Below are 26,118 nucleotides of genomic sequence, written 5' to 3' on the forward strand. Positions count from 1 at the left end.
TAAGTTCAATAACCATTCCAGATGGTAAAAATTTTTCATTTATATATTCGCAGGGAATATTCACACACTTGTTATACAAACGTCATAGCGGCAATTTAGGATTCTGGTCTAGTCCAGATTTATGTTGATGATCGAGCAAGTTAATTTGTGTCGATAAAAATTTGCCAATCATTTTTTGATTGATACAGGGGAAGTAAAATGATTTATGTCAAATTATTGCCTGCAACGATTACTCTGCTGGTGGGACAAGTAAATTACGCTCATGCACAAGAAAGTAGTAAGCAGAGTGTCCAGGATGATAGCGAAATAGAAGAGATTGTTGTGCTTGGACGAATGTTTGAGACAGAGTTACGTTCCCTGGAGTTACAGAGGGAATCCAACCGGATTGTTAATGTGGTATCGGCAGATGGTATAGGAAAGTTACCGGATCGTAACGCCGCAGAGGCAGTTCAAAGAGTCGCAGGCGTATCTATCGAGCGTGACCAGGGGGAAGGACGGTTTGTCGCTGTGCGTGGCCTCCCGTCCCAATGGAGTTCTTCTAGCCTTAATGATCATCGTTTGCCATCTGCAGAAGAGGAAACTACCAGCAGGGCTACGGCATTTGATTTCTTTCCATCGGAGCTGATTGAACGTATTGAGGTCTCTAAGGCTGTTACCGCGGATCAGGAAGGTGACTCTATTGGCGGCAATGTTAATTTTGTGACTCGTACAGCCCCTGAAGAACGCACTTTGGATATATCCCTATCTGGTGGCTATGCGGATAAAGCCGACGGTGATATTAAATCCATGAGCATTCTTTATGGGGATAGAAGTGAAGGTGGTAAATGGGGATTTTTGGCCAATGTAACTGGTTGGAGCAGGGATTGGGCAACAGATAACTACGAGCCTCGCCGTAAAGGGGAGGGAATATATCGATTGGAACTGCGGGATTATACCGGAACCAGAGATACCCTGGGGTTAAACCTTGCTACTGAATACCGATTGGAAGAAGGAGGTAAGATTTTTGCTCGTGGTTTGTATGGGACATTAGAAGATGAGGAGACACATTACAAGCACAGGTTGCGGTTCGATAAAGATAGAATGGAACTTCAGCATATCCACAATACTTTGATAACTCGTATGCAAGGTGTTGAAGTTGGTGGAGAGCACTTTTTTGGTGATGATAAGCAGCTGAATTGGAATTTAGCCAGCTATGATAATGAATTCCGCTATGGGAATACACCCAATAAAGATGATCGCTCTTATTTTGTAATGCGTTTTGATCAAACGGAAGTAGGTTATGTTGGCCTGGATGATGATGGGCTGGCTTACAACCAAATCGATGGTGGTACTGACCCAGCAGAAAATATACCCACTCACCTCCCGGATGGTTTTGTAATGGACCCAACCCAGTCCAGCCTATCTTGGGTTGAACTATATAAAGTGTATGTCAACGAAAAGGATAAAGTGGTAGCCACTTTTGACTTTTCTTCCCAGTTTTCCAGTGAGCTGGAGTTAAAGTTCGGTATGAAATATCGGGACAAGGAACGGGTGTCTGAATTCTCCGATGCATTTTACATTTGGGATGAGGAAAACTATGGGCCTGCCCCAGTTCTCTCTGACTTTACCTTGTCTGATCAGCCTGGCAGAAATGATTTCCTATCAGAGTTGGATATCAACTATGACTCCCAATTCTCTCAGGTTGCTTCAATGTCTCAATTGGAGAATTTTTGGAACCAAAACCGGGATAAATTCATTTTGATTCCCGAAGAATCAGCTCTAGTTGAAAATGGAGGGGCTCTTGGGCGAAATTTTGAGCTAACAGAGAGGCACCTATCGGCTTATGGCATGGGTAATTATGAGCTTTCAGATAGAGCCATTCTTGTAATGGGATTACGACTCACTCAGACACAAACGAAGGTGGAAAGCCAGGTATTTGTTAACGATGAAGCTAATAAAGGCTATTTGGTGCCGTTTAATGGTGATAAAGAGTATTTATCCATTTTGCCATCGGCACATCTAAAATATGCGCTCACAGAGGATAGCAATATCAGGCTCGCGCTGACCAGAACCTTTGCCAGGCCGGACTTTGGTGATCTGAATCCGGGAGGGTACTATGCCGAGCACGATAATGAGTTTATAGGAGGTAATCCAGATCTTGATCCTACTTACTCTTGGAATCTGGACTTTATGTATGAGTACTATTTTAATGACTCGGGGATTTTATCTGCTGGTTTATTTTATAAAGATATTACAGATCCAATCTTTAAAGATGTGAAAGAAGGTGAATATAATGGAGTGTCAGGAGTCGATATTTATAGTCCGGAAAATGGTGAAGATGCGTGGCTGAGGGGATTGGAATTTAATCTGGTGCGAAAAATGGATTTCCTTCCCGGATTTCTTTCAAATATCGGGTTGTCGACAAATTTAACTATGCTGGATTCAGAAATGCGTATTCCGGGCCGTGATGGTGCGGTGCCGATTTCCCGTCAAGCTGATTTATTACATAATCTCTCTATCTATTATGATGATGGTACTGTCTCCATTCGCCTGGCTCAAAACCATAAGGGAGAGTATATTGAAGAGCATGGTGGCAATAAAAATGAAGACCAGTACTACGGTGCTTACACAAGCCTGGATATGAGTGCAAATTATACGATTGGGGACAATTTAGTTATTTTTGCTGAGGCCTTAAACCTTACGAATGAACCTTTAACTTATTATATTGGTGATAAAGATAGGCCAAAGCAAGTTGAGTATTATGGGGTTCGTGGCCAACTGGGCTTTCGCTATAGTTTTTTTTAGCTGATCTTTATTTTTTATTAGAAAAAACCCGGTTATGCCGGGTTTTCAGTTTAAGTTAATATATAGCTCATTTTTTATACTGAAAGTGGGTTCCCGCGTGTGAGCAATTGTTCTATATCGACTCCCCTGGGTAGGCTACCAGTGCTATGGCCGCCTTTGCCCTCCAACCTTGATAGAATAAAAGCGCTACTGACTGCCTTATCACCAGATTGAATAAGTAGATGGGCCTGCATTGTAACTGCCATTTGATCTACGATAGCGCGAGCTCGGTACTCAAACTGATCTAAATCTGCCAATTCTTTCTTTAATGAATCTAGTGCTTTATCAAAATAATTATTCTTACCTGTGCTGGCTGCCATTTCGTCCAACCAGTGATTTACTACACTGGGTGTTTTTGTGATTGCCCGAAGGACATCCAGAGCCTGTATATTGCCAGAGCCTTCCCAGATAGCATTGATTGGAGCATCTCGGTATAGGCGGGCAGTAATAAAGTTCTCGATGACCCCATTTCCTCCCAGGCATTCCATAGCCTCATAGGCATGGTGAGGACTGCGTTTGCAGATCCAGTATTTTCCCACCGCAGCTCCCAGACGAAGTAGCATTTTTTCGTGCTCCTGGTCCTCCTGATCCATAGCCCTTGCCATACGCATAGTTAAGGCAATGGATCCCTCAACTTCTAATTGCAGGTCCGCCAGCACATTGCGCATTAGGGGGTGGTCAATCAACTTTTGGCCAAAGGCTTTTCGTTGTGAGGCATGGTAAATGGCCTGAACAACTGCTTGACGCTGACCTCCGGAAGAACCGACCATACAATCGAAGCGAGTGATGGCTACCATCTTAATAATTGCGTTTACGCCTCGGCCTTCCTCTCCTAACAACCAACCCATTGCACCTCGCATCTCCACTTCTGAAGAAGCATTGGAGACATTACCGGCTTTCACTTTGAGCCTTTGGATTTCCAGGGGATTTTTACTACCATCTGGACGCCAGCGGGGTACCAGAAAACAGGAGAGCCCTCCGGGTGCCTGGGCTAGTATCAGAAAACCGTCGCACATGGGAGCAGACATAAACCACTTGTGCCCGAGCAGCTCATAGACGTTATCCCCTAAAGGGATAGCGGTCGTGGTATTAGCACGTACATCAGAGCCGCCTTGTTTTTCCGTCATACCCATCCCGATAGTTAGAGAGGACTTTTCAAAGTAAGGGCGATTACTGTTGTCATATCCTCTGCTTAATATTTTGGGGGCCCATTCAGCGGCAACAATGGGGTTGAGTTGAATTGACGGTATAGAAGCAAAAGTCATAGTTACTGGGCATCCATGACCAGCTTCAAGCTGACATTGTAAATAGTTCTTTGCTGCCCTTACCACGTTCGCTCCCGGACGTGGATCCGTCCAGGGTGAACAGTGCAATCCTTCCGAGAGTGCCAGTTGCATTAATTGATGATATGAAGGATGGTAACGAACTATATCTATACGATTGCCGATACGGTCATGGCTTTCGAATATTGGCTTGAATTCATTGGCAGCGTAACCACGTTCAATCATTTCTGGGCGACCACATACTTCTCCATAGCGCTGTAAATCTTCCTCGGCCCAGTGTCCTCCATTGATATGTACTGCTTCTCTAAGTGCTTGATCCCCCGCGTATAAATTATGGCCCGTAAGAGGTGGAACCTGATTATTGATTGTATGAGTGGATGCATGTGCGGAGGGTTGGATACTGGTGCTCATGAATTTATTCCATGCAGTTTGGGCTGAATATAGCCTATTTCTTGGTCTAATCGGTACATTCATCCCAGCTTCAAGTGCTTTATTAACACTGGGAAGTCTGTATTTAAGGTTAAATCAACTTCAAACTGATTACTATTTATACGGAACCTGTTTGCGGATAATTCAGAAAAAATTGTGGCTGTGTTTTTAGACTTATATTTTTTGTGACTTTTATTCAAAGTAATACCGTTTGCTCTATTTCTCATTTGACTTTTATTTAATATCAATTGAATAGTACTAAACGATTTAATTTATATTTTAAGATGCTTCGTGGATTATATGTGACTGTTCACATTCTTCAGATCAGAAAAATTTGTTTTTTATCAAAATTAATCTATTAATTTTGTGGACCAGTACAAATTTCTCGATATTCGTTGAATTTTTTGTGGGCTCCTGAGTCTATACCAAAGGATGTTCTATGAGGTGGTTTACAGCTGTAAATGTAATACCTTTGTATGTAAAAATGACATTCTAAATTTATGTTGGCACACTTAAGATTGAAATTTTGATATCTAGATCACTTCTTGTTGCAGGCAGGGAGTTGATCGAATAGATTTAGCTCACAGCGAAAGACGGCCATAGAATAAATAGAAAATAAGAGCAAATCAGATATTAAGTAAGATCTTAAAAGGACCGCATGTTGGGGGAACCCAGATGAATTTGCATAAGGATTATGCACGCCTTGAAGTTGTGACTCCGGGTCATGAATCCGAAGGGCCGGAAGTAGCTTTTTTAACGGCTTCTATTAATCTTCAATCCTCTATCTTTGCAGGGCGTATAGAGGATGAGTTTAGGACTAAGTGTTCTATATTCCAGCGTTTGTCAATTTCTTCGCTTGAAGAAATTATCACTGAATATCTTCTCCTGGACTGCGCAGATCTCTCATCATCCGATCTGGACCTGATTCTGCGTGACATTCATACAATTTCCAATCCACCCAGTATTGTTCTGATTAATGTAGCGGATACAACTGATTTGGATTTTGTTCTTCACTGGGAGAAGGTTCTTGGCTTGATGCCTTCGGAATGTGAGCCCAAAGTGATCATGGAAAGATTGGGCAGGATTTTTTCTGGTGAATACTGGTTTCCCAGGGATGTACTGCATAATTTTTTACGTCAGCACCGGAAGCCAAAAAAGTGGCGGGAAAAAGCGTCGAATCTCACTCAGCGTGAGACGCAAATATTGCAGTTGATATGTGAGTGTCATACCAATGCAAATATTGCAGAAGTTTTATGTGTTAGTGAGCACACGGTTAAGAGTCATCTTTATAAGATATACAGAAAGATTGGCTGTAAAAATCGCTTAGAAGCAAGTAGTTGGGCTAGCCAGAACTTATAAAATGAGTATCTATTTTTACTGCTTTAAGAGAGTTTCTCTCCTAATTCTGCTTATCTCAATCTCCCCACTTGTCCAGTCGCAAGAGCTCGAGTCAATAGAGGGTGAGGACTCCCTTCTTACCGGGCTGGTTATCGACAGTACTGTGAGCGGTATTGGTCACGAATTTGCCCGTTCTCTTTCTATTTATATCACCAGTAACCTCACGGAATTCGATTATAACCTAACCGTTCATGAGCGACCTTCAGCAAGGTGGGGTAGCGTGGTGTGGGTTACCTATGAAAATAAACAGGTTTTTAGAACTGTGATCTACCCTGGGCGAAGGCGTTTTGGAGAGATTGTTGCTCAAGCAGCAACTCAAATAAATAACAATATTCGACAGCAGAGGCTGCAAGAGTTGTTCTCTCAAAATTTGGATTTGGCAGGGGATGAAATTTAATGAAAAGATTTTTAGTTACTCTCTTTACGCTTATATTAATGATTCCTTTTGCAGGGTATGCTACTGAGTTGATTTACACACCGGTTAACCCCTCGTTCGGTGGCAACCCATTAAATGGTAACTATCTACTGAATAATGCGAGTGCCCAGAATAGTAAGAAAGATCCAAAAGCAGGTAAGTCACCTTATTCAGAATCTTCCTCTCTAGATAGATTCACTGATACTTTGGAATCCAGATTGTTGTCTCAACTCTTGACCGATGTAGGTAATGGAAATGATGGTACTCTGGTAACCGATGACTTTATTGTAAATATAATTGATGTGGATGGAACTTTAACAATAACTATTACAGATGCTGTCACCGGCGAAATTTCTGAGATTGTCGTAGTAGGATTAGATCCGGGAAATTAACAGCCATACTGCCATTGGATGGCATTTTTGAGGATTTCAGGGGTGGTGGTGATGTTGCCTAGAATATTTCTTGTAGTATTTATTATTTTCATAAGTGGTTGTAGTTTTTTTCAGAAAACCCGTGAGGCTCTATTTGGTCCAGGATATGAGAAGGCCACTTTAACAGATCGAATGAGCACCTATGCCGACTTGATCAATTTGCCCTCTCCCAGGGGGAAAATTGTTGTAGCAGTTTATGGTTTTAGTGACCAGACAGGGCAGTACAGGCCGGCCCCATCAAGCTCGTTTTCAACTGCAGTGACTCAGGGCGCTGCTTCTATGTTGGTGCAGGTCTTAAATGAATCAGGATGGTTTGTTACTTTAGAGCGGGAAGGACTGCAAAACCTGCTGACAGAGAGAAAGATAATTCGTGCTGCACTGAAAGAGGAAGATACAGTTCCTCCTTTTGATTTACCCTCCTTGATGTCAGCAAATATTATGTTGGAAGGAGGGATTGTCGCTTATGACACCAATATCAAAACTGGTGGAGCAGGGGCAAGGTATTTTGGAATTGGCCTTTCTTCACAGTACCGTGTTGATGAAGTGACAGTAAACTTGCGCGCTGTCGATGTAAGAACGGGTCGTGTACTAAGTAGCGTGCTTACCAGTAAAAAGATTTTGTCCCGGCAGGTGCAAGGAGATATTTACACATTTGTAGAATATAAACGTTTATTAGAGGTTGAGGCTGGGATGACGACCAATGATCCTGCTCAGCTTTGTGTACTTTCGGCTATCGAGTCTGCCGTGATTCACCTTATTGCTAATGGGGTTACTGGAAATTTATGGGCTTTGCAGGATAGTAGTGAGTTTCCTGCATCGATCTTGGATGAATACTCTGAAAGTCCGGTGAAAATTCTCTGATCTCATGAAAACAATGTAATTATTGTTGATTAATAATAATTTAATTATTCAAAAAGCTGGCAATATCTATCTGAATTAAAAGTGGTTAGGTGGCCAGCTTTTTTGCGAGTTGAACTTTTCTGTAAGTTGGTGTAATTTACGGGACTCCTGGTTGCTCTCGCAGATTTTTATCTGTTTCATAGCTTTTATCTTTCCTTAATCATACAAAAGTTTTACGTTTCTGCTTATTTTTGTATAGAAAAATACGCTTTCTTCTGATTTATTCCTGTTCTTATTATTCCTATAGTTTCCTTAGTAGATGAGCTTTATATAGTTTATTTAATTTGACTGAGGAAATCTGAGTGACTGCTATTAGGGCGGCTGTTTTCTATCTGATTCTAGTTTTAATGCCCATTACATTGTCCTGGGCTGGAGATCTCGATAGTCACGATGAACTGTTATCTGGGCAAGGTGCACTTGATCTACTTCTTCAGCGGGATGATTCAATTAATGGACAGCTGGCTGAAGTAACGCAGTTAGGAGACTACAACGTAGCTGAAGTAGTACAGACAGGTCAGTACAACCAGGTATTCCTGGTTCAGGATGGTTCGTCCAATGAATCAGTAGTTCACCAAAGTGGTGACTATAACTATGCGGCTATTTCACAGTCTGGGGCTTACAACCAAGCAACTGCTATACAGAACGGTATAGATAATATTGCCCTTATAAATCAAGTTGGTTATGGAAATTCAGCCAACATCATTCAAAACGGTGATGGGCTATTTGGATTTGTCGCGCAGTTCGGTGACAACCATGCGGTGGAGGTAGTCCAGTATGACTAGCTCGCTGCTTTCTTTTTGTTTGTATTTGTTTATTTAGTCCGAGGGAGAAACATAAATGAAAAAGCTTTCACTTGCTGCCGCGATTGCAATGCTTGTAGGTGCTGGACAGGCCATGGCTGATGGTAACTACGGTGATCAACTGCAGGCTGGCAACGATAATGCCGCTGACATTTATCAGGTAGTCGAGTCTACCAATAATGCCGCTTATCAATGGCAGGAAGGTAATGACAATCTCGCTTCTACCGAGCAGTCATTTGCTGATAGTAACTTTATTGACCAGACCCAAGTTGGAAATCGCAACTATGCGACTACCAGCCAGAATAACCAGGATGGTTCACAAGCCTACACTTTCCAGCAGGGAGAGGGTAACCAGGGTGTTATTCACCAATGGGATGGTGCCAGAAACACAGCATTTGCTACCCAGATGGGCAGTGAAAACGTAATGCACCTGGACCAGTACTCTAATTCCCATGATAACACCATGGATGCTTTACAGGATGGTAATGACAATACTGCTTTCTTGCAGCAGGAAGGTGATGGCAACCTGTTTATGAGCACCCAGGTTGGCGACTCAAACAGTGTTTGGGGCAGCACCTGGTATCCATCGGCGGATGGCTTCCTGGGCGGTCAAGTTGGTGAGGGTAACGTGGGCTTCGCTTACCAGAGCGGTGCTGAAAATACCGCAAATCTGGTGCAAACTGGAGATTACAACTACCTGGATATGTCCCAAGCGGGTATTAACAACGTTACGACCATTGCCCAGGATGGAATCGGTAACTCCAGTGTTGCAGCTCAGTATGGCGATGACAACGTAACCACTATCGCTCAGAACGACACTAATAATATTGGTGACATGTATCAATACGGCAACAGCAATACTGCTGCCCTGGTTCAAAATGGTGACATGAACTGGAGTGAGTTTTCTCAGACCGGTGATTTGAACCAGGTGACTATTGATCAGTCTGGTAGCGCTAACTCTACCTTCGGCTACAGTGAAGGCGTAGCTAACATGGTTGATATTGACCAGGTTGGCGAGCTTAACTTGGCAGAAGTTCACCAGGATATGGGCGGGGACAACATGATTGTTCTGTCTCAATCTGGCTTTGAGCATGGCGCCCACTTGGGACAGTCTGGTAACAATAACGCCACTTTTGTTACTCAATCTAGCGAGTTCAATATGGCCAGTGTTCATCAGATTGGTGATAGCAACATGGCTACGATTACTCAGAACTAACCCTGATTTTAGTTCGCCTAAACAACCCCTCCCCTTTAGGGGCAGGGGTTGTTTATTAAATAGATTGGTAGTTAGGTGAGGGTAAACCGAGAGCTAGACGCTGCGCTGGCCACTCAGGTTTAAAGTGAGCTCCAGTAGGCCCGTCCAGGGTGATTGGTGTCCAGTGCCACCCTTGATGGCGGTATCGATAGCGCGAGCGCGTAAAAGCAGAGTTTCAAGCTGGCGAGGCGCCAGCCGGGAAAGAGCGGATTGAATTAGTGGCTGACGTTTTTGAATACGCACCAGGCGAGCCAGTGGTTGGCCCTGATTGAGCTTTTCCCCAATTTCCAGCAATGAGCGAATTTCCCGTGCCAGGGCCCAAAGCACTACCGGTGCTTCAATGCCTTCACTGCGTAATCCCTGTAAAGTTGTTATTGCTTTATCGGCTTCACTGGCCAAGGCTCTATCTATTAGGTCAAATACACTATAGCGAGCGGAGCTGGTAACACTATGTTCCAGTAAGCTGACGGTAATTGTGGTGTCGCTCTTATTTAATAGCTTGAGCTTTTCTATCTCCTGGCTAGCGGCAAGTAGGTTGCCCTCCACGCGTTCTGCCAGAATTTTTACTGCTTCGGGTTCGGCAGTCAGTCCTGCAGCGCTAAGCCGCTGATTGATCCAACGTGGCATTTCCTGGGCAGGCACTGGCCAGATCTGGACTAGTACGCCTTCTTGTTCCAGTGCTTTTACCCACTTGCTGTTGAGCTGTGATCTTTCCAGTTTGGGTAGAATTAAAAGCAGAACCAAGTCCTGGCTGGCGAGGGCTGCGAATTCCTGAAGGGCCTTACTGCCCTTGTCCCCCGGTTTTCCACCAGGTGCGCGTACTTCGATCAACTTTTTCTCGGCAAAAAGCGACATATTGCCAGCAGAGGCGAGTAGAAGCCCCCAATCAAAGTTGTGCTCGGCATGGAGAAGCTCACGCTCATCAAAGCCAACCTTCTTCGCCGCCTTACGAACCTGGTCACAACACTCCTGGACCAGCAGGGGTTCATCTCCGGAAATAATATAAACCGGGGCCAGCCCCTTTTTGAGACTCTGTAGTAGTTGCTGGGGGTTGATACGCATTACTGTACAGCTACTTAGTAGCTTTTATCCTCCAGCGGGGCATTGACATCAATTCGACGCAGTCGGTCAATCATCCGGCTGATAAGTTCGCGACGCATTTCAGCACGCAGTAAGCGTTCCTCTTCGCCCTTACTCACAATCTCAGATACATCCCATTCAAGAGAACGGTAAACATCTGCCTGGGCTTTGTTTAGCAAGACTTCACCGCTACCGGTACGAACACTATAGATAGCGCTGGTGATCAGTTCGTATTCTGATGCGCGCCCCTCCGAGTCTACGGCAACTGTGAGTTTGCGTTCGATTTCCCTGTTAATAACCATTACGTAATCTGCTTCCATGGGAGTTGCAGCAACGGGAATACCACCGTTGTGGAGCAGGCGACTGAGTTCATCAGCAATATCACTGCGTGGGTTTTCGCTGGAAATATAAATAGTGCTGCCTGGAGGGAAGTTCTTTGGTGTGCCGCGTAAATGCCAGCCACAACTGGCAATGGCAAGAATGGCAATTAAGGAGATAACTCGTCTTGCGATTTTTTTCATAAACTACCTGGCTTAATCGGGCCTGAACTGTATGTGAGGCCTGAGTGAGCCGGGAGCTTATAGCTCCCGGCATTCGGGCTGCGAGTCTATTTCGCAACAATATTTACCAGTTTGCCTGGTACGACAATGACCTTGCGTACTGTGGCATCACCAATAAACTTCTGTACGTTTTCATTTTCCAGAGCCATTTTTTCCAAGCCCTCTTTATCCGCATCAGCCGGAGCATCCAGTTTTGCACGGACTTTGCCATTGACCTGGACTACCAGTGTAATGGTTGAACGTACAAGAGCCTTTTCATCCGCTTGTGGCCAAGCCGTATCAATCAATGCACTGGAATTACCCAGCACTTGCCACAATTGGTGACATATGTGCGGGGTAATTGGTGCGAGCAGTAAGACGGCAGCTTGTAGTGCTTCCCGCTCTACAGCGAGGCCCTGCTCATTATCCCGTTCTGCTAACTTACCCACTTCATTGAGCAGCTCCATAACTGCGGCAACAGCCGTATTAAAAGTTTGGCGGCGCCCGTAGTCATCACCCACTTTCTGGATGGTTTCATGGGCCTTGCGGCGCAGTTGCTGCTGTTGGTCACTCAGAGATTGTTGATCGATCTCTACATCGCTTGAACCCGCTGCGACATGACTGTGAACAGTTTTCCAGAGCTTGCGCAGGAAGCGGCTGGCGCCCTCCACTCCAGCGTCATGCCATTCCAGGGTCTGCTCAGGGGGAGCGGCGAACATAGTGAATAGACGTACGGTATCAGCGCCATACTGCTCGACTGCTGCGTGCGGGTCTATGCCATTGTTCTTAGACTTAGACATTTTCACTACTCCACCAGCAATAATCTCTTCGCCGGTCGCACGCTCAATGGCTTTGATGGGTTTCCCCTTGTCATCCCGCTCGACATCCACATCGGCTGGATTAATCCAGGTTTTATGACCGTGTTTCTCTTTATAAAAAGACTCAGCTAAAACCATACCTTGACACAGCAACTGCTTGAAAGGTTCATCGCTGTTTACCAGCCCCTCATCGCGCATTAGCTTGTGGAAGAAGCGTGCGTAGAGGAGGTGCAGGATAGCGTGCTCAATGCCGCCTACATACTGGTCGACAGGCAGCCAGTAGTTGGCGCGGTCCGGATCCAACATGCCCTCTTCAAAATCTGGGCAGGTATACCGCGCGTAGTACCAGCTGGATTCCATGAAGGTGTCGAAGGTATCGGTTTCTCGTTCTACGGCAGTGCCGTTGAACTCGTCCTTGCGCCACTCTGGGTCAGCTTTAATGGGTGATTGAACACCATCTAGCTCCACATCTTCCGGTAATAGAATCGGCAGTTTGTCCGCAGGAACCGGAATTTCCCCTCCGTCAGCTAAATTGAACATGGGAATAGGTGCACCCCAGTAGCGTTGGCGGGAGACGCCCCAATCGCGCAGACGATAGTTAGTGGTGACCCGGCCTTTGCCGGTAGCGACGAGTGCTTCGGAGATTGCGGTAAAAGCACTCTCGAAATCCAGTCCATCAAAGCTACCGGAGTTCACCAGCTTGCCTTTTTCTGTATAGGCTTCTTTATCCAGGTCAATAGGCTGGCTATCGGAAGCTTCAATTACCTGTACCATTGGTAGTTGGTACTTATGGGCAAATTCCCAGTCGCGCTGGTCGTGTGCCGGAACTGCCATTACGGCTCCAGAACCGTAATCCATCAATACATAGTTGGCGACCCAGACGGAGACTTCTTCACCAGTGATGGGGTGAATCGCTTTCAGCCCGGTATCCATTCCTTTCTTGTCCATTGTGGCCATGTCGGCTTCGGACAGGGATTGTCTTTTGCACTCAGCAATAAACTCTCTCAGTTTCGGATTACTTTCCGCCATCTCCAGGGCGATAGGATGCTCGGCAGCGAGAGATACATAAGTAACTCCCATTAAGGTGTCCGGGCGGGTGGTATAGACGTCGAAGTGATCCATGCCGGCTACAGTTGCAGGCAGGGCGAAGCTCAGCTCCACACCTCGGCTCTTGCCGATCCAGTTGCGCTGCATAGTGCGCACCTGCTCGGGCCAATCGGGCAATTTGTCGAGATCCTCGAGCAGTTCTTCCGCATAGTCGGTAATCTTGATAAACCACTGGGCTAGCTCGCGGCGTTCTACGGTAGTGCCACAACGCCAGCAGGCCCCATCTTCCACTTGCTCATTGGCAAGTACCGTCTGGTCATGGGGGCACCAGTTCACTGCGGAGTTTTTCTTGTAGACCAGGCCTTTTTCATACAGGCGGGTGAAGAACCATTGTTCCCAGCGGTAATAGGAAGGCTGACAAGTAGCTAGTTCACGGGACCAGTCAAAGCCAAAGCCAAGTGCTTTCAACTGGCCCTTCATGTAATCGATATTGGCATAGGTCCATTTGGCCGGTGCAGTCTTATTCTGGATCGCTGCATTTTCTGCAGGCAGACCAAAAGCATCCCAGCCCATAGGGTGCAATACGTTCTTACCCTGCATTCGTTGGTAGCGGGTGATTACGTCAGTGATGGTGTAATTTCGCACATGGCCCATGTGCAGCTTGCCGCTAGGGTAGGGGAACATGGACAGGCAGTAGAATTTTTCCCTGCCGGTGTCTTCCTTAACCTCGAAGCTTTTCTCTGCCTCCCAGAATTCCTGGGCAGAAGCTTCGACTGCGGAGGGGTTGTACTGCTCTTCCATCGATTGGGGACCTATACTCTGTGATCAAAAATTTGCGGGGAAACCGTTACATATATTGGATGGGACTGCTTATGATCTGCAATCCATAGGATTGATCGCGATCAATTGCTGTCTCCAGGGCATCCATTAGGATGCGTAAACGCGAGATTATAGGAGGGATACCGTGACGAAGGAACCAAAGTTGCCGCCGAAGGATGATCTAGCCGATGAGTTTCGCGAGGATCTGGAGAATCTGGTTGAGGGTGAGCTGGCAGTTGAAGACCTAACCGCGAATAAAGTCGCCTTCCTGCGTGCCTGGTTAAAGGATGACCTTCATCGTGCTTCTGATTATCTCCAAGGCCTTGGCGGCGAGTTGCGTACATTGGAAGAGCGCAGTGGCGATTGGCTGCTGAATGCGGCAGACCCGACGGAAACGGCCTGGCCCAACCTGATGCGCTGTATTCGTGAGGGAAAACCCTGGGCCCTGGCTGGCGAATATGTGGGTGCTGATGAGGAGCTGCAGTGCTTGGGGTGTGGCTACCGCGCTCTCCCACCAGAGAATACACAGATCACACCGTGCCACCGCTGTGGCTATGGTTGCTTTCGACAAATAGAGGGCGGTCTTGAATATTGATTGAATTTCATACGTTTATGACCAACCTGCTAATGCCACCTTTGGCACCTATGTTGGGGTTAGTACTGGCGTTTTTACTACGATTTCTGCCTGAAGGATCCCTGCTGGGGAAAGTTTCCCTACCGCTGGCACTGGTTTCATTTGTTGTGCTCTGGATGAGTGCCACTCCGGCTTTTTCGAATTGGCTGGGAAAGCGCCTGGGGGCTGCACCGGACCTTGCCGGTTTTTCTCCTGAGGCAGTCATAATCCTGGGTGGTGGGCGCTATAGAAACGGGGAATCGGGCAGTGAACGTCTGTCGGCCGCTAGCCTGGAGCGTGTTCTGTGGGCTGCTGAACAGGCGCCAGGGGGGGTGCCAATTTTGGTTTCCGGAGGGCGTGTCTATCGAAATGAGCGAGCGGCTGAGTCTCAAATGATGGAGTCCCTACTGGAGGGAAAATTGGCTCGCTCTGTGAGTTGGCGTGATGATTGCAGTCGTACTACCGCAGAGAATGCAGTAAACAGCGCTGAGATATTGCGTGCAGCGGGTGTGAAACGTATTGTCCTGGTCACCCACTGGTGGCATATGCCCCGTGCAGCAGCTGTGTTCAATAAAGCCGGCTTAGAAGTACAGCCGCTTCCTGTTGGCAGCGCTGAAGAATTGTTGCCGCGGGCACAGGAGGGTTTGCTACGCTGGGTTCCCAGTGCGGCAGCCCTGTTGCAAACACAGACTTACTGGCGGGAATTACTGGGGCAGGCGTGGTACAGCATTAGGCCATTGCCGCCAACCAGGAAATGTTGAGGAACTTTTATATCAAAGGAATTTCAGAGGCCTACAGGATAAGAGGTAACAGGCGTCGAGCAAGAGAAAGTACTCTTGAATGCTAGTTGCACCGGATTTAGGATGACTGGCGCCACAGGACTAACCCACTGATTATTTTTTAACATGGAATGGCGACTGTGGATTACAAACATAACAATAAACGAGATAACCTTAAGATGAAGGGCATCCCGGTTTCTTTTACTCCCATCCAATTACACAACCGCTTGAATCGAGCGGTTTGGGTTGGCTTCAAGCGCGTAGAACAGGATGGGCGAACTCTATTATTTCTTAGTGCCGGCGCGGAGAGTGGCGCTCAGCTCAGCAAGAATTTTGAAACCTTCGCCGGGCAAATTGTCCGCGAGTACCGCTTTAACCCATCAGAGGTGGAGTTTATCGAGCTGCGCGAGAGAGCCGGTGAATCCCAGTGGTATCGATGGCACGCCCAGTGGGTAGGGTCCGCACCAATGGAGTGCCACGGGGATTTGGTAACTAGCGAATCCAGTCGTCGCTACCTATCGGAGGCGTTGGAGAGCAGTATGGCGGCTGCCTGAAGCTGTGCCCTAAGCCTGCGCTCTATTGGCTGCATTGCCGCCGTTCAGAAGGTCGGCAAGGGCCTGTTCCAAAGTGGGAAACTGGAAACTGTAGCCGTTGTCCAGAGCGGTGCGCGGCTCCACCCGCTCACTGGCCAGTAGCAGCTCCTCTGCCATATCTCCGAAGAGTGTTTTAAGCAACCACGCAGGCGAACGCATAAAGGATGGACGATGCAGCTGTTTGGCCAGCAATCTGGAAAAGCTGTTATTGGTTACCGCTTCGGGAGCACTGGCATTGAATGTTGTGCACAGGTGCTTGTCAATCGCATGTAGCATTAACCCCACCTCATCCTCCTCGTGAATCCAGCTCATCCAGTGTTCCCCGGAACCCATGGGCCCACCAAGACCAAGGCGGAAAGCTGGTAACATCTGTGGCAGGGCTCCGCCACGGGTGGAGAGTACAATAGCAGTGCGGATGATCCCGACACAGATTCCTGCTCTTTGCAGGGGAAGTGTTGCCTCCTCCCAGTCGCGACATAATTGAGCAGAAAACCCTCCTCCGGGAGGACTGTCCTCCCTAAGAAGTTCGCCACCACGGTCCCCGTAGTAACCAATTGCTGACCCGGAAAGGAAGTAATCTGGACGTTTCCTCTGAGTTAGGGCCCAGCGCACTAACTTCTCTGTGGTTTTTAATCGGGAGTTGCGAATTTCGGTTCTGCGCCTCTCACTCCAACGGCGGGAGATTGGTTCGCCCGCCAAATTTACTACCACATCAACTGCGTGTTTAACCTCTTCGGGTTCACTAATTGCTTCGACCGCCTCCCCACAGAGTGTGCGCACCTTATCTGGCTGGCGGCTAAGAACTGTGATTGTGTCGCCGCGGGCGAGCCAGCGTTGGCAAAAAAGTCTGCCTATCAGGCCTGTGCCACCACTGATTAAACAATGCATACAAAGGCATCCCTGCCAAATTTTTACCGGTAATTTGAATGCAGCATAGCAGCCCGGTGCTGCTGGCGGCCGTAGGGTTGGTCCTGGCCCAGGAAGAATATCTGGGCGTGGGATTGAGAGAGTGAATTTGGGGTCGGTTTACTGGTCAGTGGCCTCACCGGTGATAGGGCTACCGGTCTTAACGACCTTCTTACGACGTAGAATGATTGCCAAGGCCAACATTGGCAAAGCCAGGGCAAATACGATAGAGATCCCGGTCAGCATAAATGGGGTGGAGCCGCGCATGGCACGAATGTCACCGGTCATATTGGCTTGCTCAAATTGTGGCAACTGCTCAAGGATCTGCCCGCGGGGGTTCACTATTGCCGTCATTCCGGTATTGGTGCCGCGTACCAGATAGCGACCAGTTTCCAGGGCTCGCATCTGTGCCATTTGCATATGCTGCAATGGGCCGATGGAATCACCAAACCAGGCGTCGTTGCTAATGGTGAGTAGCACCTGAGCGGAAAGGGCGCTACTGGCTACCAGACGTGGGTAAACGATCTCATAGCAAATTAATGGTGCCCAGCTGGCCCCTCCGGCATTCAGTGGGCTTTGCTCATCAGGCCCTGAGCTAATGAAGGAAGTGGGCAAATTAAAAAACTCGATGGTACCCCGGATAAAATCTTCCAGGGGGACATACTCACCAAAAGGTACCAAGTGACGTTTATGGTAGACACTGGGGTTCCGGCCATATACTGCAGCTGAGTTGTGTATGACATTGCCACTCTGGTCGGGGTCGCGTCTGTCAAAGAGAATTCCACTGATCAGGTCGATTCCGGTTTTTTCTGCATTGCGCTGTAATGCCCGCATTAGATTTGGAGCTTGGCCATAGAGCATGGGCAGTGCGGCTTCAGGCCAGATAATCACATCCACATCTTTGTCACTCAGGGCACGGGTGCCGTCTTGATAGCGGCTGATGGTTTCACCGCGAAACTCGGGCAACCACTTCTTTTCCTGTGGAATATTCGCCTGCACCAGGCCGACTGTGATAATTCCGCCTTCAGGGCGAGTCCATTCTACATTGGCCAGGGTGGCACCTATTGGCCAGGTAATTAGCGCGGCACCGAGCAATGCTATATGGCTGCGTTGTTTGAGAGGCACCAAACGACCATTGACTGCCAGGGCGAGTACTGCTGCGCTGAACGCGAGTATTAAACCGACGCCGTAAACACTCAGTACCGGGGCCCAGCCCGACAACCAGGTTTCCAGATGTGCATAACCAGAGAATAACCAGGGAAATCCGGTGAACATCCAGCTGCGGAACCACTCGCTGATAAACCAGAGGGCGGCAAAGGCCAGGGCAAAGCTGAATTTGTTATCGGTAAAACGGCCAAGGAAATAGAAGGGAGCGGCCAGCAATGCCGCCATCAGGGCAACGAATCCACCGGTAAGGGCCGCTCCTAATGGGGGGTCGGCGTTACCGAAGTTTGTAATAGAAACGTAAACCCAGGAGCCCCCGCTGGCAAACAGCCCCAGGCCAAAACAGAACGCCAGCCACAGGGCGCGACGCCCCTTTATTACCTTTCCCCCTGATGCTTGCAGGTAAACCCATGCAAGCAGGGTCAGGGACAGCAGTCCGCATACCCAGTAATTAAACGGGGCGAACGACAGTGTCATTAAGCCGCCGGCAGCGGCGCTGGTGATAGGAAAAAGTAATCTTCGCATAAATTCGCTTAGCTGATGCCGGACACAAGTGCCAGCGGATCGAATCTCTCTACCCCCAACACAGAGCGGGGAGCGCAGTCTTTGGCCCTCTCCCGGCGGTGGTCTGCGAGGAGTCGCGTCCTGGGTCAGTCCTCTTCTGGTGGTTTGCGCATATGCGCTACGCGCAGTAGGTGGATCTGCCGGCTGTCTGCATAAAGTACCCTGAACATAAAGTCGCCTAAACGGGTGACCTCATCGCGGCCAGGTAAATGACCGAAAGATTGCATAATCAAACCGCCAACCGTATCGAATTCTTCATCGCTAAATTCGCATTCGAAAAATTCATTGAACTCTTCAATAGGGGTAAGCGCTTTAACGATATAGTCATTGTCGCCAACCCGACGGATAAAGCTGTCTGCTTCTTCTTCGTCGGTTTCATCTTCGATTTCACCGACAATTTCCTCAAGAATATCTTCAATCGTGACAACGCCGGAGACTCCGCCATATTCGTCGATCACGACCGCCATATGGTACCGGTTCTCGCGGAATTCGCGCAGCAGGATATTTAGGCGTTTACTTTCGGGAATAATATTGGCGGGGCGAATAATATCTTCGAGCTGGAATTCGCCGACGCCTTTGAGGAGTAAAGGCAGCAGGTCCTTGGCCAGAAGAATTCCGCGGATATCGTCAATGCTTTCACCGACAACCGGGAAGCGGGAGTGGCCTGACTCAATAATTTTGGGCAAGAATGTTTCAGGCTTGTCCTCCAGTCCCACCACCACCATTTGCGAGCGGGGAATCATGATCTCCCGAACCTGCTGGCTGGAAACGTCCAGGGCACCCTCAATGATGGATAGTGCCTCAGCATCGACCAGCTGGTTGTCAGCTGCGTCTTTAATAATATCCAGCAATTCATCGCGGGATTTTGGCTCAGCAGAAAATGCGCTGAACAATTTTTCCAGCCAGTTTTTTTCACTCGATCGGGGTTTGTTTGAAGAGTGACTACTTGGGGGCTCGTCAGTGGTCATGGAAGTGGCCATGCTCCGGGTATCTCTCGTCTCTTGCTAATTAATTACAGTTAATCGGTAACTTTGGCTGGGCCTGGGTAGTTACCCCGCCTCTTCCAAAGGGGCATAGGGGTCGGCATAGCCTAGCCCTGTCAATAGTTTTGTCTCCAGCTGTTCCATAACCTCGGCCTCGGCGTCTTCTATATGGTCATAGCCCAGAAGGTGCAGTGTGCCATGGACCAGCATATGTGCCCAGTGCGCCGAGATCGATTTGCCTTGTTGGTCCGCTTCCATTTGTACAACTGGTGCACAGATCACAAGGTCTCCCAACAAGGGGAGATTCAGCTCCGCTGGAAAGTCGGTATGAAAGGATAAGACGTTGGTCGGTTTATCCTTACCTCGATACTGGCTGTTGAGCTGCTGGCTCTCCTCTTCGTCGACAATACGCACAGCGAGTTCCGCTTCTTCACGGTGGTCGGTCAGTGCCGTGATTATCCAGGCGCGAATATCTTCATCGGAGGGCAGGCCTGTACAGCGGCTGACCCGCTGTACATCGAGAGTTAAATCAATCATATGGGTACGACGAAACCTCAGGCGGCATTCTCGCCAGCCTTGTTGGAGACGTCCATTTCCCGATCAGCCTCATGGATATCGTAAGCTTCCACAATACGCTGAACCAGTGGGTGGCGTACCACGTCTTTGGCGCCGAAATGAGTAAAGCTGATACCGTTGACTTTGCCGAGCACTTCAACAGCGTGGCGCAGGCCCGATGCCTGACCGCGGGGCAGATCTACCTGGCTGGGGTCCCCTGTGATTACTGCGGTGGAACCGAAACCAATTCGCGTCAGGAACATCTTCATCTGCTCGCGAGTGGTGTTCTGGCTTTCGTCAAGAATGACAAAGGCATTATTCAGGGTGCGTCCCCGCATATAGGCCAGTGGTGCTACTTCGATCACATTGCGTTCGATAAGCTTGCCAACCGTCTCAAAGCCGAGCATCTCGTAGAGAGCGTCGTACAGGGGGCGCAAGTAAGGGTCTACCTTCTGGCTTAAATCGCCAGGCAGAAAACCCAGTTTTTCCCCGGCTTCCACCGCCGGGCGCACCAGCAGAATGCGCTCTACCTGGTCCTTGAGCAGGGCCTCAACTGCGCAGGCCACTGCCAGGTAGGTCTTGCCGGTGCCAGCTGGGCCTATGCCGAAATTGATATCATTGGACTGAACGGCATGCACATACTTGCGTTGATTCAGCCCGCGCGGGCGCACGGAACACTTCTTAGTGCGAATTAAGACTACTTGGTCGACTTCTGAGGAACCTTCCTCATCGCCTTTATTGAGCAGTTCCTCGACGCCTGCCTGCTGCAGGGCCAAGTGAATCTCATCGGGCGTAAGGTGGTTTTGGGAGTCGGTTTCCTTGTAGAGAAAGCTCAGCAGTTCACCTGCAGCCTTGGCAGGCTTAGGTTCGCCATAGATGGCAAATTGGTTGCCACGATTGCGGATCTCAATATCCAGTCGTTGTTCAATTTGGCGTAGATGTTGGTCAAATTGGCCGCAGAGATTTGCGAGACGGCGGGCGTCGTTGGGTTCGAGAGTAATGCTGTGAGCTAGGGTATGAGTTTCCAAATTGGTTTCCGGCACCTTAATCTGTAGGGTTCATTGCTAGGGTATACCCATTTTCCCCGTATGGGAAAGTCTTGAGTGCTACCAATAGGTTCTAACTTTACCTGATTTTAATTACGTCTTGTAATTTAGCCGGGTTATAAGGGGCAGTTTGGCGGCAAGATGTGTTTTTAAAAAGCATCTTGCCGATGGTAAGGCTGTCTGTAGTGGCTTAGAACAGAGCCTCTTCCAATTCTGAAGTGACCAGTGTGCCACGTAATGAGTTAGGCAAGGCCTCCTCGATTACGACATCGGCAAACTTACCGATCAATGCCAAGTTATCGGCACGGAAATTGACTACACGGTTATTTTCCGTGCGCCCTTGCAATTGTCCCGGGTCTTTCTTGGAGACGCCAGTGACCAGAACCCGCTCAGTATTGCCCACCATACGCCGGGCGATGGCTGCGGCTTGCTGGTTGATACGGTTTTGCAGCAGCTGCAGGCGCTCTTTCTTCAGGTCTTCTGGAGTGTCGTCCGGCAAGTCTGCTGCCGGCGTACCCGGGCGCGGAGAGTAGATGAAGCTAAAGGAAATATCGAAGCCTACCTCCTGGATCAGGTTCATGGTGGCTTCGAAGTCCCTGTCGGTTTCACCAGGGAAGCCGACAATAAAGTCAGAAGACAGGCAGATATCCGGGCGTATCTTTTTCAGGCGGCGGATCTTGGACTTGTATTCTAAAGCTGTGTGGCCGCGTTTCATGGCCATCAGGATACGGTCTGAGCCACTTTGCACCGGAAGGTGGAGGTGGCTAACCAGTTCTGGTACCTGCGCATACACATCGATCAGGGCATCGGAGAACTCAACCGGGTGTGATGTTGTGTAGCGAATACGGTCGATACCATCGATTGCCGCTACATAAGTAATTAGCTCGGCAAAATCTACCTCGTGACCGTCTTCACCAGTGGCGCGATAGGCATTTACATTCTGGCCCAGCAGGTTGACTTCGCGTACTCCCTGGTCCGCCAGGTGCGCAATCTCTTCCAGTACATCGGTAACTGGACGGCTCACTTCCTCTCCGCGGGTATAGGGAACCACACAGAAGGTGCAGTACTTGGAACAACCTTCCATAATAGAGACGAAGGCGGTAGCGCCGTCAGCTTCTGGTTGGGGCAGTCGGTCAAATTTCTCGATTTCAGGGAAACTGATATCTACGACGACCACGCCATTTTTCTGCTCTTTGGTTTCCATCATCTCTGGCAGGCGATGCAGGGTTTGCGGACCGAAAATCAGGTCGACATAGGGCGCACGCTTGGCGATTGCCTCGCCTTCCTGGCTGGCCACACAGCCTCCGACGCCGATAACCAGCTCGGGGTTTTTTTCCTTGAGGCGTCTCCAGCGACCCAGCTGGTGGAATAGTTTTTCCTGGGCTTTCTCGCGAATAGAACAGGTATTGACCAGTAGCACATCCGCCTCTTCAGGGTCGTCGGTGGGTACCATGGCGTGTGACTCGCCGAGCAGATCGCGCATCCTGGCGGAATCGTACTCATTCATTTGGCAGCCGTGGGTTTTGATGTATAGCTTTTTAGCCGGTGTATCGGACATATTGTGCCTGATTAAAAACTGGTCAATTAAACGGGTGGGGCATTATAGCGACAGGACCAGGCACTGCATAGATGGCTATATTAGCCCTTGAGAACCTGTGCTATTCTTGCGCGCTTTTTCGGGCTTTGCCCGCTTTCTGAACAATTTCGAGCTTCGGGGTATTCCCCATCCTGAGAAACTTATGGCCAACCCGATATATAAAGTGATTTTCCACAACCAGAGCCAGGTGTATGAACTCTATGCCCGGGCTATTTATCAGAGTGATATGTACGGCTTTATCGAAGTCGAAGAGTTTGTATTTGGGGAGAAGGCCCAGCTGGTTGTAGACCCCAGTGAAGAAAAGCTGAAAACAGAATTTGCTTCGGTAACTCGCTCCTATATCCCGATGCACAGTATTGTGCGTATCGATGAAGTGGAGAAAGAGGGAACTGGTAAAATTGTCGAGGTTAAAGGCGATAAAGTTGCAAAATTCCCCTTTGCGCCGCCCATTCGTCATCCCCAGGACACCGAATAATCTTCCCTCCTTTTACCGAGTCAGCGGGCCTTGGGCCAGGCTGATTCGGGCGCCTAAAGCCCTCGCAGTCTAGCGGGTTTCACTGCAATATAAGCTTCAATAAAAATCCTCGTGACTGTCATCAAATCGCTGCAAAGTGATTGCCAGGGCGATCAGCGACCTTATTTCCATTGCTTGATCGCAGCTTGCGAACTATCGCCTGCAATCCTGGCTGAGTGGAAATGAGCTGAAGTTCACTCCCATTCTGTTGGTAGAGGCAATTGATCGCAGCTAATAACTGGTCAAATGCTGGAACCTTTCTATGAGCAATCGCTACCGCGCGCTGTGGATATCCGATGTCCATTTGGGTAGTAGAGACAGTGAGCCCCATCGTTTGGCGGATTTCCTGGCGCAAAATCGAGCCGAAACGGTTTATCTGGTGGGTGATATTTTTGATATGCATGCCCTGTCCCAAGGGCGAGGCACCTGGTGTCAGGCATCCAGCATGTTATTGGGGATGCTCTCTGAGTTGAGTAATGAGATTCCGGAAGTGATTTATATCCCCGGAAACCACGATGCACCCATGCGCAGCTGGTCAGGTAAGCGCCTCGGCAATATCCGTATAGAGCGTGACTGGGTACATACGGCCTGTAATGGTCGCCGTTACTGGGTCACTCATGGGGATCAATTTGAACACCATATAAAAATGCACCCGGTGAGCTATCACATTGGGGATCGCAGTTATTACCTGATGCTGCGTTTTAATCGTTGGATAAATTACTGGCGCAGCCGCTTCGATAAGCCTTGGTGGTCCCTGGCCAGCCAGATAAAAAACCGGGTGGGTGCGGCTAGGCAAATGATGAGCGACTTCGAAGATATTGCCGCGATATCAGCGGTAAATCGTGGCGTGGATGGTGTGATTTGTGGACATATCCATCGCCCCGCGCTACGGGAAAAAAAGATCGGGGAGGGCATTGTGACTTATGCCAATTGTGGTGACTGGGTTGACTCTATGAGCGCGGTGATTGAACAGCACGACGGTAGCTTGGAGTTGTTGCACTGGTACAGGGCACCAAAAATTGCCAGCATAATGACGGAGGTGGTGGCAGCATGATCCAATTGGAAGCACTCCTACAAAAAAATGCTTGGTATAGCGCTGCGCCGCAAAAACCAACCCGTAAAATTGTCTCCGCAACTCTGAAAAAAATCTGTTGTGAAGAGCGGATTGTGGAGTTTGGTCGAAACTATCCACATCTGGGAGGGCTTGATTTTATTCGGCAGCTCTTTAGTGAATTGGATTTTCGCTATGAACTGAATCCCTCTGAGCTGGAAAGGATTCCGGTCAATGGACCGCTGGTTATCGTAGCCAACCACCCGCTGGGCAGTCTCGATGGGCTCGCTCTGATTGATATGGTGGCCCGGGTGCGCAAGGATGTCCGTGCGGTGGCAAGTCAGTTGCTGTGGAATATAAAACCGTTACGCCCCTATTTCCTGCCTGTGGATAATTTCCGTGGACGCACCCGCCGTGCAGATGTGCAGGGAATTTATGAGTACCTGGAAGAAGGGGGGGCGATTATTATTTTTCCCGCCGGGGAAGTATCGCGCTTTAGCCCGCAGGGGGTGCGTGACGGTCGGTGGAATCCGGGCTTCGTGCGCTTCGCCGAAAGAGTCAATGCACCAATTCTTCCTGTACAGGTACTCGGCAGAAATTCCTGGTGGTTTTACGGTCTGTCCATGCTGAATAAACCTCTTTCAACACTCTGGTTGATCCGGGAAATGTTTAAGCAGGAGAGACGCGGTATTGATATACGGATTGGCCATCCGCTTGAGGCGGAGCATTTCCGCAGCTGGCCGCTGACCCCTCGGGCCCAGGCGGCACTTTGGCGAAAGCATGTTTACAAACTGCAGAGTTCGCCGGCACCTCTTGGTCCAGAATTGATTGCGCCGGCTGAATCTCAGTCGGAGGTGGCGCATGTAATTGATAACTGTGAGGTGTTGGCCGAACAGGGAGCGTTTTCTGTACGTCTTTACCGGCAGAGGGCAGATTGTCCAGTGATGCGAGAGTTGGCAAGGGTGCGTGAGGTAGCTTTCCGTTCCGTGGGTGAGGGTACGGGGCAAAGCCGGGATTGGGATTGCTTTGATGCTCACTACGATCATCTGCTTTTATGGGACCATGAGTATCAGGTAATTGCAGGGGCCTATCGCATAGCAAGTACAGAGTCTCTGGGCGAGAGTGAAATTTATAGCAGCACTCTGTTCAATTACCCTCTGCCACCCAGTCAATGCCTGCCTGGGTCGGCAGAGTTGGGACGCAGTTTTCTGCTACCTCAATATTGGCGCGGGCGCGGCCTCGATTTACTGTGGACCGCGATCGGCCAGTGGGTGTTGCGCAGTAAAGTGCGTTATCTTTTCGGACCGGTATCAATGCCGGGAACATTTTCGGTGCGTGCCAAGTCCGCAATTGTGCGCTATTTTTCCCATTATTTTTCCCCAGAGAATCCTCTCGGTGATGCTCGATTGCCTTTCTTACAGGCTGGTGAACCCCTGCCTGATCTTTCGGGGGATTCTGTTTTGGACATGCGCCAGCTAAAGCAGGTGCTACGTGAAGAGGGGGTGGTTTTGCCACCTCTTTTTAAAAAATATGCTGCCTTGACCAAACCGGGCGGAACCAGTTTTCACGCTTTCAATATTGACCCGGAATTCTGTGATTCTGTTGATGGACTTGTGGTGGTGGACCTTCATTTGGTTGACGAGAAATTCGCTAAACGATATTTGGCTAGCTGATTTAATTCCTCAATAAAAAGGCGGCCCTATTGGCCGCCTTTTT

The 26,118-nt window shown here is 48.8% G+C and carries 23 protein-coding genes; 13 read left to right on the plus strand and 10 right to left on the minus strand.

The annotated features are described in order from the left end of the window. Positions 1 to 198 precede the first annotated feature (198 nt). The gene (locus tag ACJJIP_RS03450; protein WP_444946230.1) at positions 199 to 2,784 is read left to right on the plus strand and encodes a TonB-dependent receptor; all 2,586 of its coding nucleotides are present in this window, start codon (positions 199 to 201) and stop codon (positions 2,782 to 2,784) included. 74 nt (positions 2,785 to 2,858) lie between these two features. Here ACJJIP_RS03450 and ACJJIP_RS03455 read toward each other — a convergent pair whose 3' ends face one another. Continuing rightward, complete coding sequence (locus ACJJIP_RS03455) at positions 2,859 to 4,517, minus strand: acyl-CoA dehydrogenase family protein (protein ID WP_444946231.1); 1,659 nt, start codon at positions 4,515 to 4,517, stop codon at positions 2,859 to 2,861. 693 nt (positions 4,518 to 5,210) lie between these two features. Here ACJJIP_RS03455 and ACJJIP_RS03460 point away from each other — a divergent pair. The 6 genes from ACJJIP_RS03460 to ACJJIP_RS03485 all read left to right on the plus strand — a co-directional run bounded on the left by ACJJIP_RS03460 (position 5,211) and on the right by ACJJIP_RS03485 (position 9,695). After that, on the plus strand, positions 5,211 to 5,894 hold the full coding sequence (locus ACJJIP_RS03460; RefSeq protein WP_020412501.1) for a helix-turn-helix transcriptional regulator: 684 nt from the start codon (positions 5,211 to 5,213) through the stop codon (positions 5,892 to 5,894). A gap of 1 nt (position 5,895) precedes the next feature. Next, positions 5,896 to 6,330 (plus strand): CsgE family curli-type amyloid fiber assembly protein, encoded by a 435-nt coding sequence (locus tag ACJJIP_RS03465; protein ID WP_282952577.1) that lies wholly within the window; start codon positions 5,896 to 5,898, stop codon positions 6,328 to 6,330. Next, positions 6,330 to 6,740 carry a curli assembly protein CsgF gene (locus ACJJIP_RS03470; protein ID WP_020412503.1) on the plus strand — a complete coding sequence of 137 codons (411 nt, stop codon included), beginning with the start codon at positions 6,330 to 6,332 and terminating at the stop codon, positions 6,738 to 6,740. Before ACJJIP_RS03465 ends, ACJJIP_RS03470 begins: the two co-directional genes overlap by 1 nt. 51 nt (positions 6,741 to 6,791) lie before the next feature. Next, positions 6,792 to 7,640 carry a CsgG/HfaB family protein gene (locus tag ACJJIP_RS03475; RefSeq protein ID WP_020412504.1) on the plus strand — a complete coding sequence of 283 codons (849 nt, stop codon included), beginning with the start codon at positions 6,792 to 6,794 and terminating at the stop codon, positions 7,638 to 7,640. 341 nt (positions 7,641 to 7,981) lie between these two features. Further along, positions 7,982 to 8,461: a hypothetical protein gene (locus ACJJIP_RS03480; RefSeq protein WP_020412505.1), complete on the plus strand. Its 480-nt coding sequence runs from the start codon at positions 7,982 to 7,984 to the stop codon at positions 8,459 to 8,461. Positions 8,462 to 8,516: 55 nt separating this feature from the next. Next, positions 8,517 to 9,695, plus strand: a complete 1,179-nt coding sequence (locus ACJJIP_RS03485) for a hypothetical protein (protein ID WP_444946232.1) — start codon at positions 8,517 to 8,519, stop codon at positions 9,693 to 9,695. Between the two features lie 93 nt (positions 9,696 to 9,788). On the opposite strand, the gene holA is transcribed toward ACJJIP_RS03485, so the two are convergent. The 3 genes from holA to leuS all read right to left on the minus strand — a co-directional run bounded on the left by holA (position 9,789) and on the right by leuS (position 14,019). After that, the gene (holA, locus tag ACJJIP_RS03490) at positions 9,789 to 10,796 is read right to left on the minus strand and encodes a DNA polymerase III subunit delta (RefSeq protein ID WP_444946233.1); all 1,008 of its coding nucleotides are present in this window, start codon (positions 10,794 to 10,796) and stop codon (positions 9,789 to 9,791) included. Positions 10,797 to 10,810: 14 nt separating this feature from the next. Next, on the minus strand, positions 10,811 to 11,335 hold the full coding sequence (locus ACJJIP_RS03495; protein WP_282952582.1) for an LPS-assembly lipoprotein LptE: 525 nt from the start codon (positions 11,333 to 11,335) through the stop codon (positions 10,811 to 10,813). An 86-nt stretch (positions 11,336 to 11,421) separates the two neighbouring features. Then, positions 11,422 to 14,019, minus strand: coding sequence for a leucine--tRNA ligase (gene leuS / locus ACJJIP_RS03500; RefSeq protein ID WP_020412509.1), 2,598 nt, complete (start codon positions 14,017 to 14,019; stop codon positions 11,422 to 11,424). A gap of 163 nt (positions 14,020 to 14,182) precedes the next feature. Here leuS and ACJJIP_RS03505 point away from each other — a divergent pair, with 163 nt between their 5' ends. From ACJJIP_RS03505 to ACJJIP_RS03515, 3 genes are all read left to right on the plus strand, one after another. Then, positions 14,183 to 14,632 carry a zinc ribbon-containing protein gene (locus tag ACJJIP_RS03505; protein WP_020412510.1) on the plus strand — a complete coding sequence of 150 codons (450 nt, stop codon included), beginning with the start codon at positions 14,183 to 14,185 and terminating at the stop codon, positions 14,630 to 14,632. Continuing rightward, positions 14,629 to 15,411 carry a YdcF family protein gene (locus tag ACJJIP_RS03510; protein ID WP_245556671.1) on the plus strand — a complete coding sequence of 261 codons (783 nt, stop codon included), beginning with the start codon at positions 14,629 to 14,631 and terminating at the stop codon, positions 15,409 to 15,411. Before ACJJIP_RS03505 ends, ACJJIP_RS03510 begins: the two co-directional genes overlap by 4 nt. Positions 15,412 to 15,560: 149 nt before the next feature. Then, entirely contained in the window at positions 15,561 to 15,983 is a 423-nt protein-coding gene (locus ACJJIP_RS03515) for a hypothetical protein (RefSeq protein ID WP_425411205.1), read from the plus strand. Between the two features lie 9 nt (positions 15,984 to 15,992). Here the strand turns inward: ACJJIP_RS03515 and ACJJIP_RS03520 are convergent, their stop codons facing one another. From ACJJIP_RS03520 to miaB, 6 genes are all read right to left on the minus strand, one after another. Continuing rightward, positions 15,993 to 16,910, minus strand: coding sequence for a TIGR01777 family oxidoreductase (locus ACJJIP_RS03520; protein WP_020412513.1), 918 nt, complete (start codon positions 16,908 to 16,910; stop codon positions 15,993 to 15,995). A 138-nt stretch (positions 16,911 to 17,048) separates the two neighbouring features. Continuing rightward, a complete protein-coding gene (gene lnt / locus ACJJIP_RS03525) occupies positions 17,049 to 18,617 on the minus strand; it encodes an apolipoprotein N-acyltransferase (protein ID WP_444946234.1) in 1,569 nt (522 codons plus the stop codon). Positions 18,618 to 18,742: 125 nt separating this feature from the next. Beyond that, the gene (locus tag ACJJIP_RS03530) at positions 18,743 to 19,636 is read right to left on the minus strand and encodes a CorC family transporter (RefSeq protein ID WP_020412515.1); all 894 of its coding nucleotides are present in this window, start codon (positions 19,634 to 19,636) and stop codon (positions 18,743 to 18,745) included. A 69-nt stretch (positions 19,637 to 19,705) separates the two neighbouring features. Then, positions 19,706 to 20,176 (minus strand): rRNA maturation RNase YbeY, encoded by a 471-nt coding sequence (gene ybeY / locus ACJJIP_RS03535; RefSeq protein WP_020412516.1) that lies wholly within the window; start codon positions 20,174 to 20,176, stop codon positions 19,706 to 19,708. Positions 20,177 to 20,193: 17 nt separating this feature from the next. Then, positions 20,194 to 21,222, minus strand: coding sequence for a PhoH family protein (locus ACJJIP_RS03540; RefSeq protein WP_026304992.1), 1,029 nt, complete (start codon positions 21,220 to 21,222; stop codon positions 20,194 to 20,196). Positions 21,223 to 21,430: 208 nt separating this feature from the next. Beyond that, a complete protein-coding gene (miaB, locus tag ACJJIP_RS03545; protein ID WP_020412518.1) occupies positions 21,431 to 22,798 on the minus strand; it encodes a tRNA (N6-isopentenyl adenosine(37)-C2)-methylthiotransferase MiaB in 1,368 nt (455 codons plus the stop codon). Between the two features lie 181 nt (positions 22,799 to 22,979). On the opposite strand from miaB, the gene ACJJIP_RS03550 reads away from it, so the two are divergent. The 3 genes from ACJJIP_RS03550 (at position 22,980) to olsF (ending at position 26,075) form a co-directional block, all read left to right on the plus strand. Beyond that, positions 22,980 to 23,312 carry a DUF1820 family protein gene (locus ACJJIP_RS03550; RefSeq protein ID WP_211214910.1) on the plus strand — a complete coding sequence of 111 codons (333 nt, stop codon included), beginning with the start codon at positions 22,980 to 22,982 and terminating at the stop codon, positions 23,310 to 23,312. Between the two features lie 301 nt (positions 23,313 to 23,613). Then, complete coding sequence (locus ACJJIP_RS03555; RefSeq protein WP_444901063.1) at positions 23,614 to 24,405, plus strand: UDP-2,3-diacylglucosamine diphosphatase; 792 nt, start codon at positions 23,614 to 23,616, stop codon at positions 24,403 to 24,405. After that, the gene (gene olsF / locus ACJJIP_RS03560; RefSeq protein ID WP_444946235.1) at positions 24,402 to 26,075 is read left to right on the plus strand and encodes a bifunctional ornithine lipid synthase OlsF; all 1,674 of its coding nucleotides are present in this window, start codon (positions 24,402 to 24,404) and stop codon (positions 26,073 to 26,075) included. The genes ACJJIP_RS03555 and olsF overlap by 4 nt, the downstream gene beginning before the upstream one ends. Positions 26,076 to 26,118: the final 43 nt, after the last annotated feature.

This window comes from Microbulbifer variabilis, from assembly GCF_052467165.1.

Bases quoted from the DNA above. Each gene is read 5' to 3' on its own strand.
- ACJJIP_RS03450 (WP_444946230.1), top strand. From the start codon at position 199: ATGATTTATGTCAAATTATTGCCTGCAACGATTACTCTGCTGGTGGGA.
- ACJJIP_RS03455 (WP_444946231.1), bottom strand. From the start codon at position 4,517: ATGAGCACCAGTATCCAACCCTCCGCACATGCATCCACTCATACAATC.
- ACJJIP_RS03460 (WP_020412501.1), top strand. From the start codon at position 5,211: ATGAATTTGCATAAGGATTATGCACGCCTTGAAGTTGTGACTCCGGGT.
- ACJJIP_RS03465 (WP_282952577.1), top strand. From the start codon at position 5,896: ATGAGTATCTATTTTTACTGCTTTAAGAGAGTTTCTCTCCTAATTCTG.
- ACJJIP_RS03470 (WP_020412503.1), top strand. From the start codon at position 6,330: ATGAAAAGATTTTTAGTTACTCTCTTTACGCTTATATTAATGATTCCT.
- ACJJIP_RS03475 (WP_020412504.1), top strand. From the start codon at position 6,792: ATGTTGCCTAGAATATTTCTTGTAGTATTTATTATTTTCATAAGTGGT.
- ACJJIP_RS03485 (WP_444946232.1), top strand. From the start codon at position 8,517: ATGAAAAAGCTTTCACTTGCTGCCGCGATTGCAATGCTTGTAGGTGCT.
- holA (WP_444946233.1), bottom strand. From the start codon at position 10,796: ATGCGTATCAACCCCCAGCAACTACTACAGAGTCTCAAAAAGGGGCTG.
- ACJJIP_RS03495 (WP_282952582.1), bottom strand. From the start codon at position 11,335: ATGAAAAAAATCGCAAGACGAGTTATCTCCTTAATTGCCATTCTTGCC.
- leuS (WP_020412509.1), bottom strand. From the start codon at position 14,019: ATGGAAGAGCAGTACAACCCCTCCGCAGTCGAAGCTTCTGCCCAGGAA.
- ACJJIP_RS03515 (WP_425411205.1), top strand. From the start codon at position 15,561: ATGGCGACTGTGGATTACAAACATAACAATAAACGAGATAACCTTAAG.
- ACJJIP_RS03520 (WP_020412513.1), bottom strand. From the start codon at position 16,910: ATGCATTGTTTAATCAGTGGTGGCACAGGCCTGATAGGCAGACTTTTT.
- lnt (WP_444946234.1), bottom strand. From the start codon at position 18,617: ATGCGAAGATTACTTTTTCCTATCACCAGCGCCGCTGCCGGCGGCTTA.
- ACJJIP_RS03530 (WP_020412515.1), bottom strand. From the start codon at position 19,636: ATGGCCACTTCCATGACCACTGACGAGCCCCCAAGTAGTCACTCTTCA.
- ybeY (WP_020412516.1), bottom strand. From the start codon at position 20,176: ATGATTGATTTAACTCTCGATGTACAGCGGGTCAGCCGCTGTACAGGC.
- miaB (WP_020412518.1), bottom strand. From the start codon at position 22,798: ATGTCCGATACACCGGCTAAAAAGCTATACATCAAAACCCACGGCTGC.
- ACJJIP_RS03550 (WP_211214910.1), top strand. From the start codon at position 22,980: ATGGCCAACCCGATATATAAAGTGATTTTCCACAACCAGAGCCAGGTG.
- ACJJIP_RS03555 (WP_444901063.1), top strand. From the start codon at position 23,614: ATGAGCAATCGCTACCGCGCGCTGTGGATATCCGATGTCCATTTGGGT.
- olsF (WP_444946235.1), top strand. From the start codon at position 24,402: ATGATCCAATTGGAAGCACTCCTACAAAAAAATGCTTGGTATAGCGCT.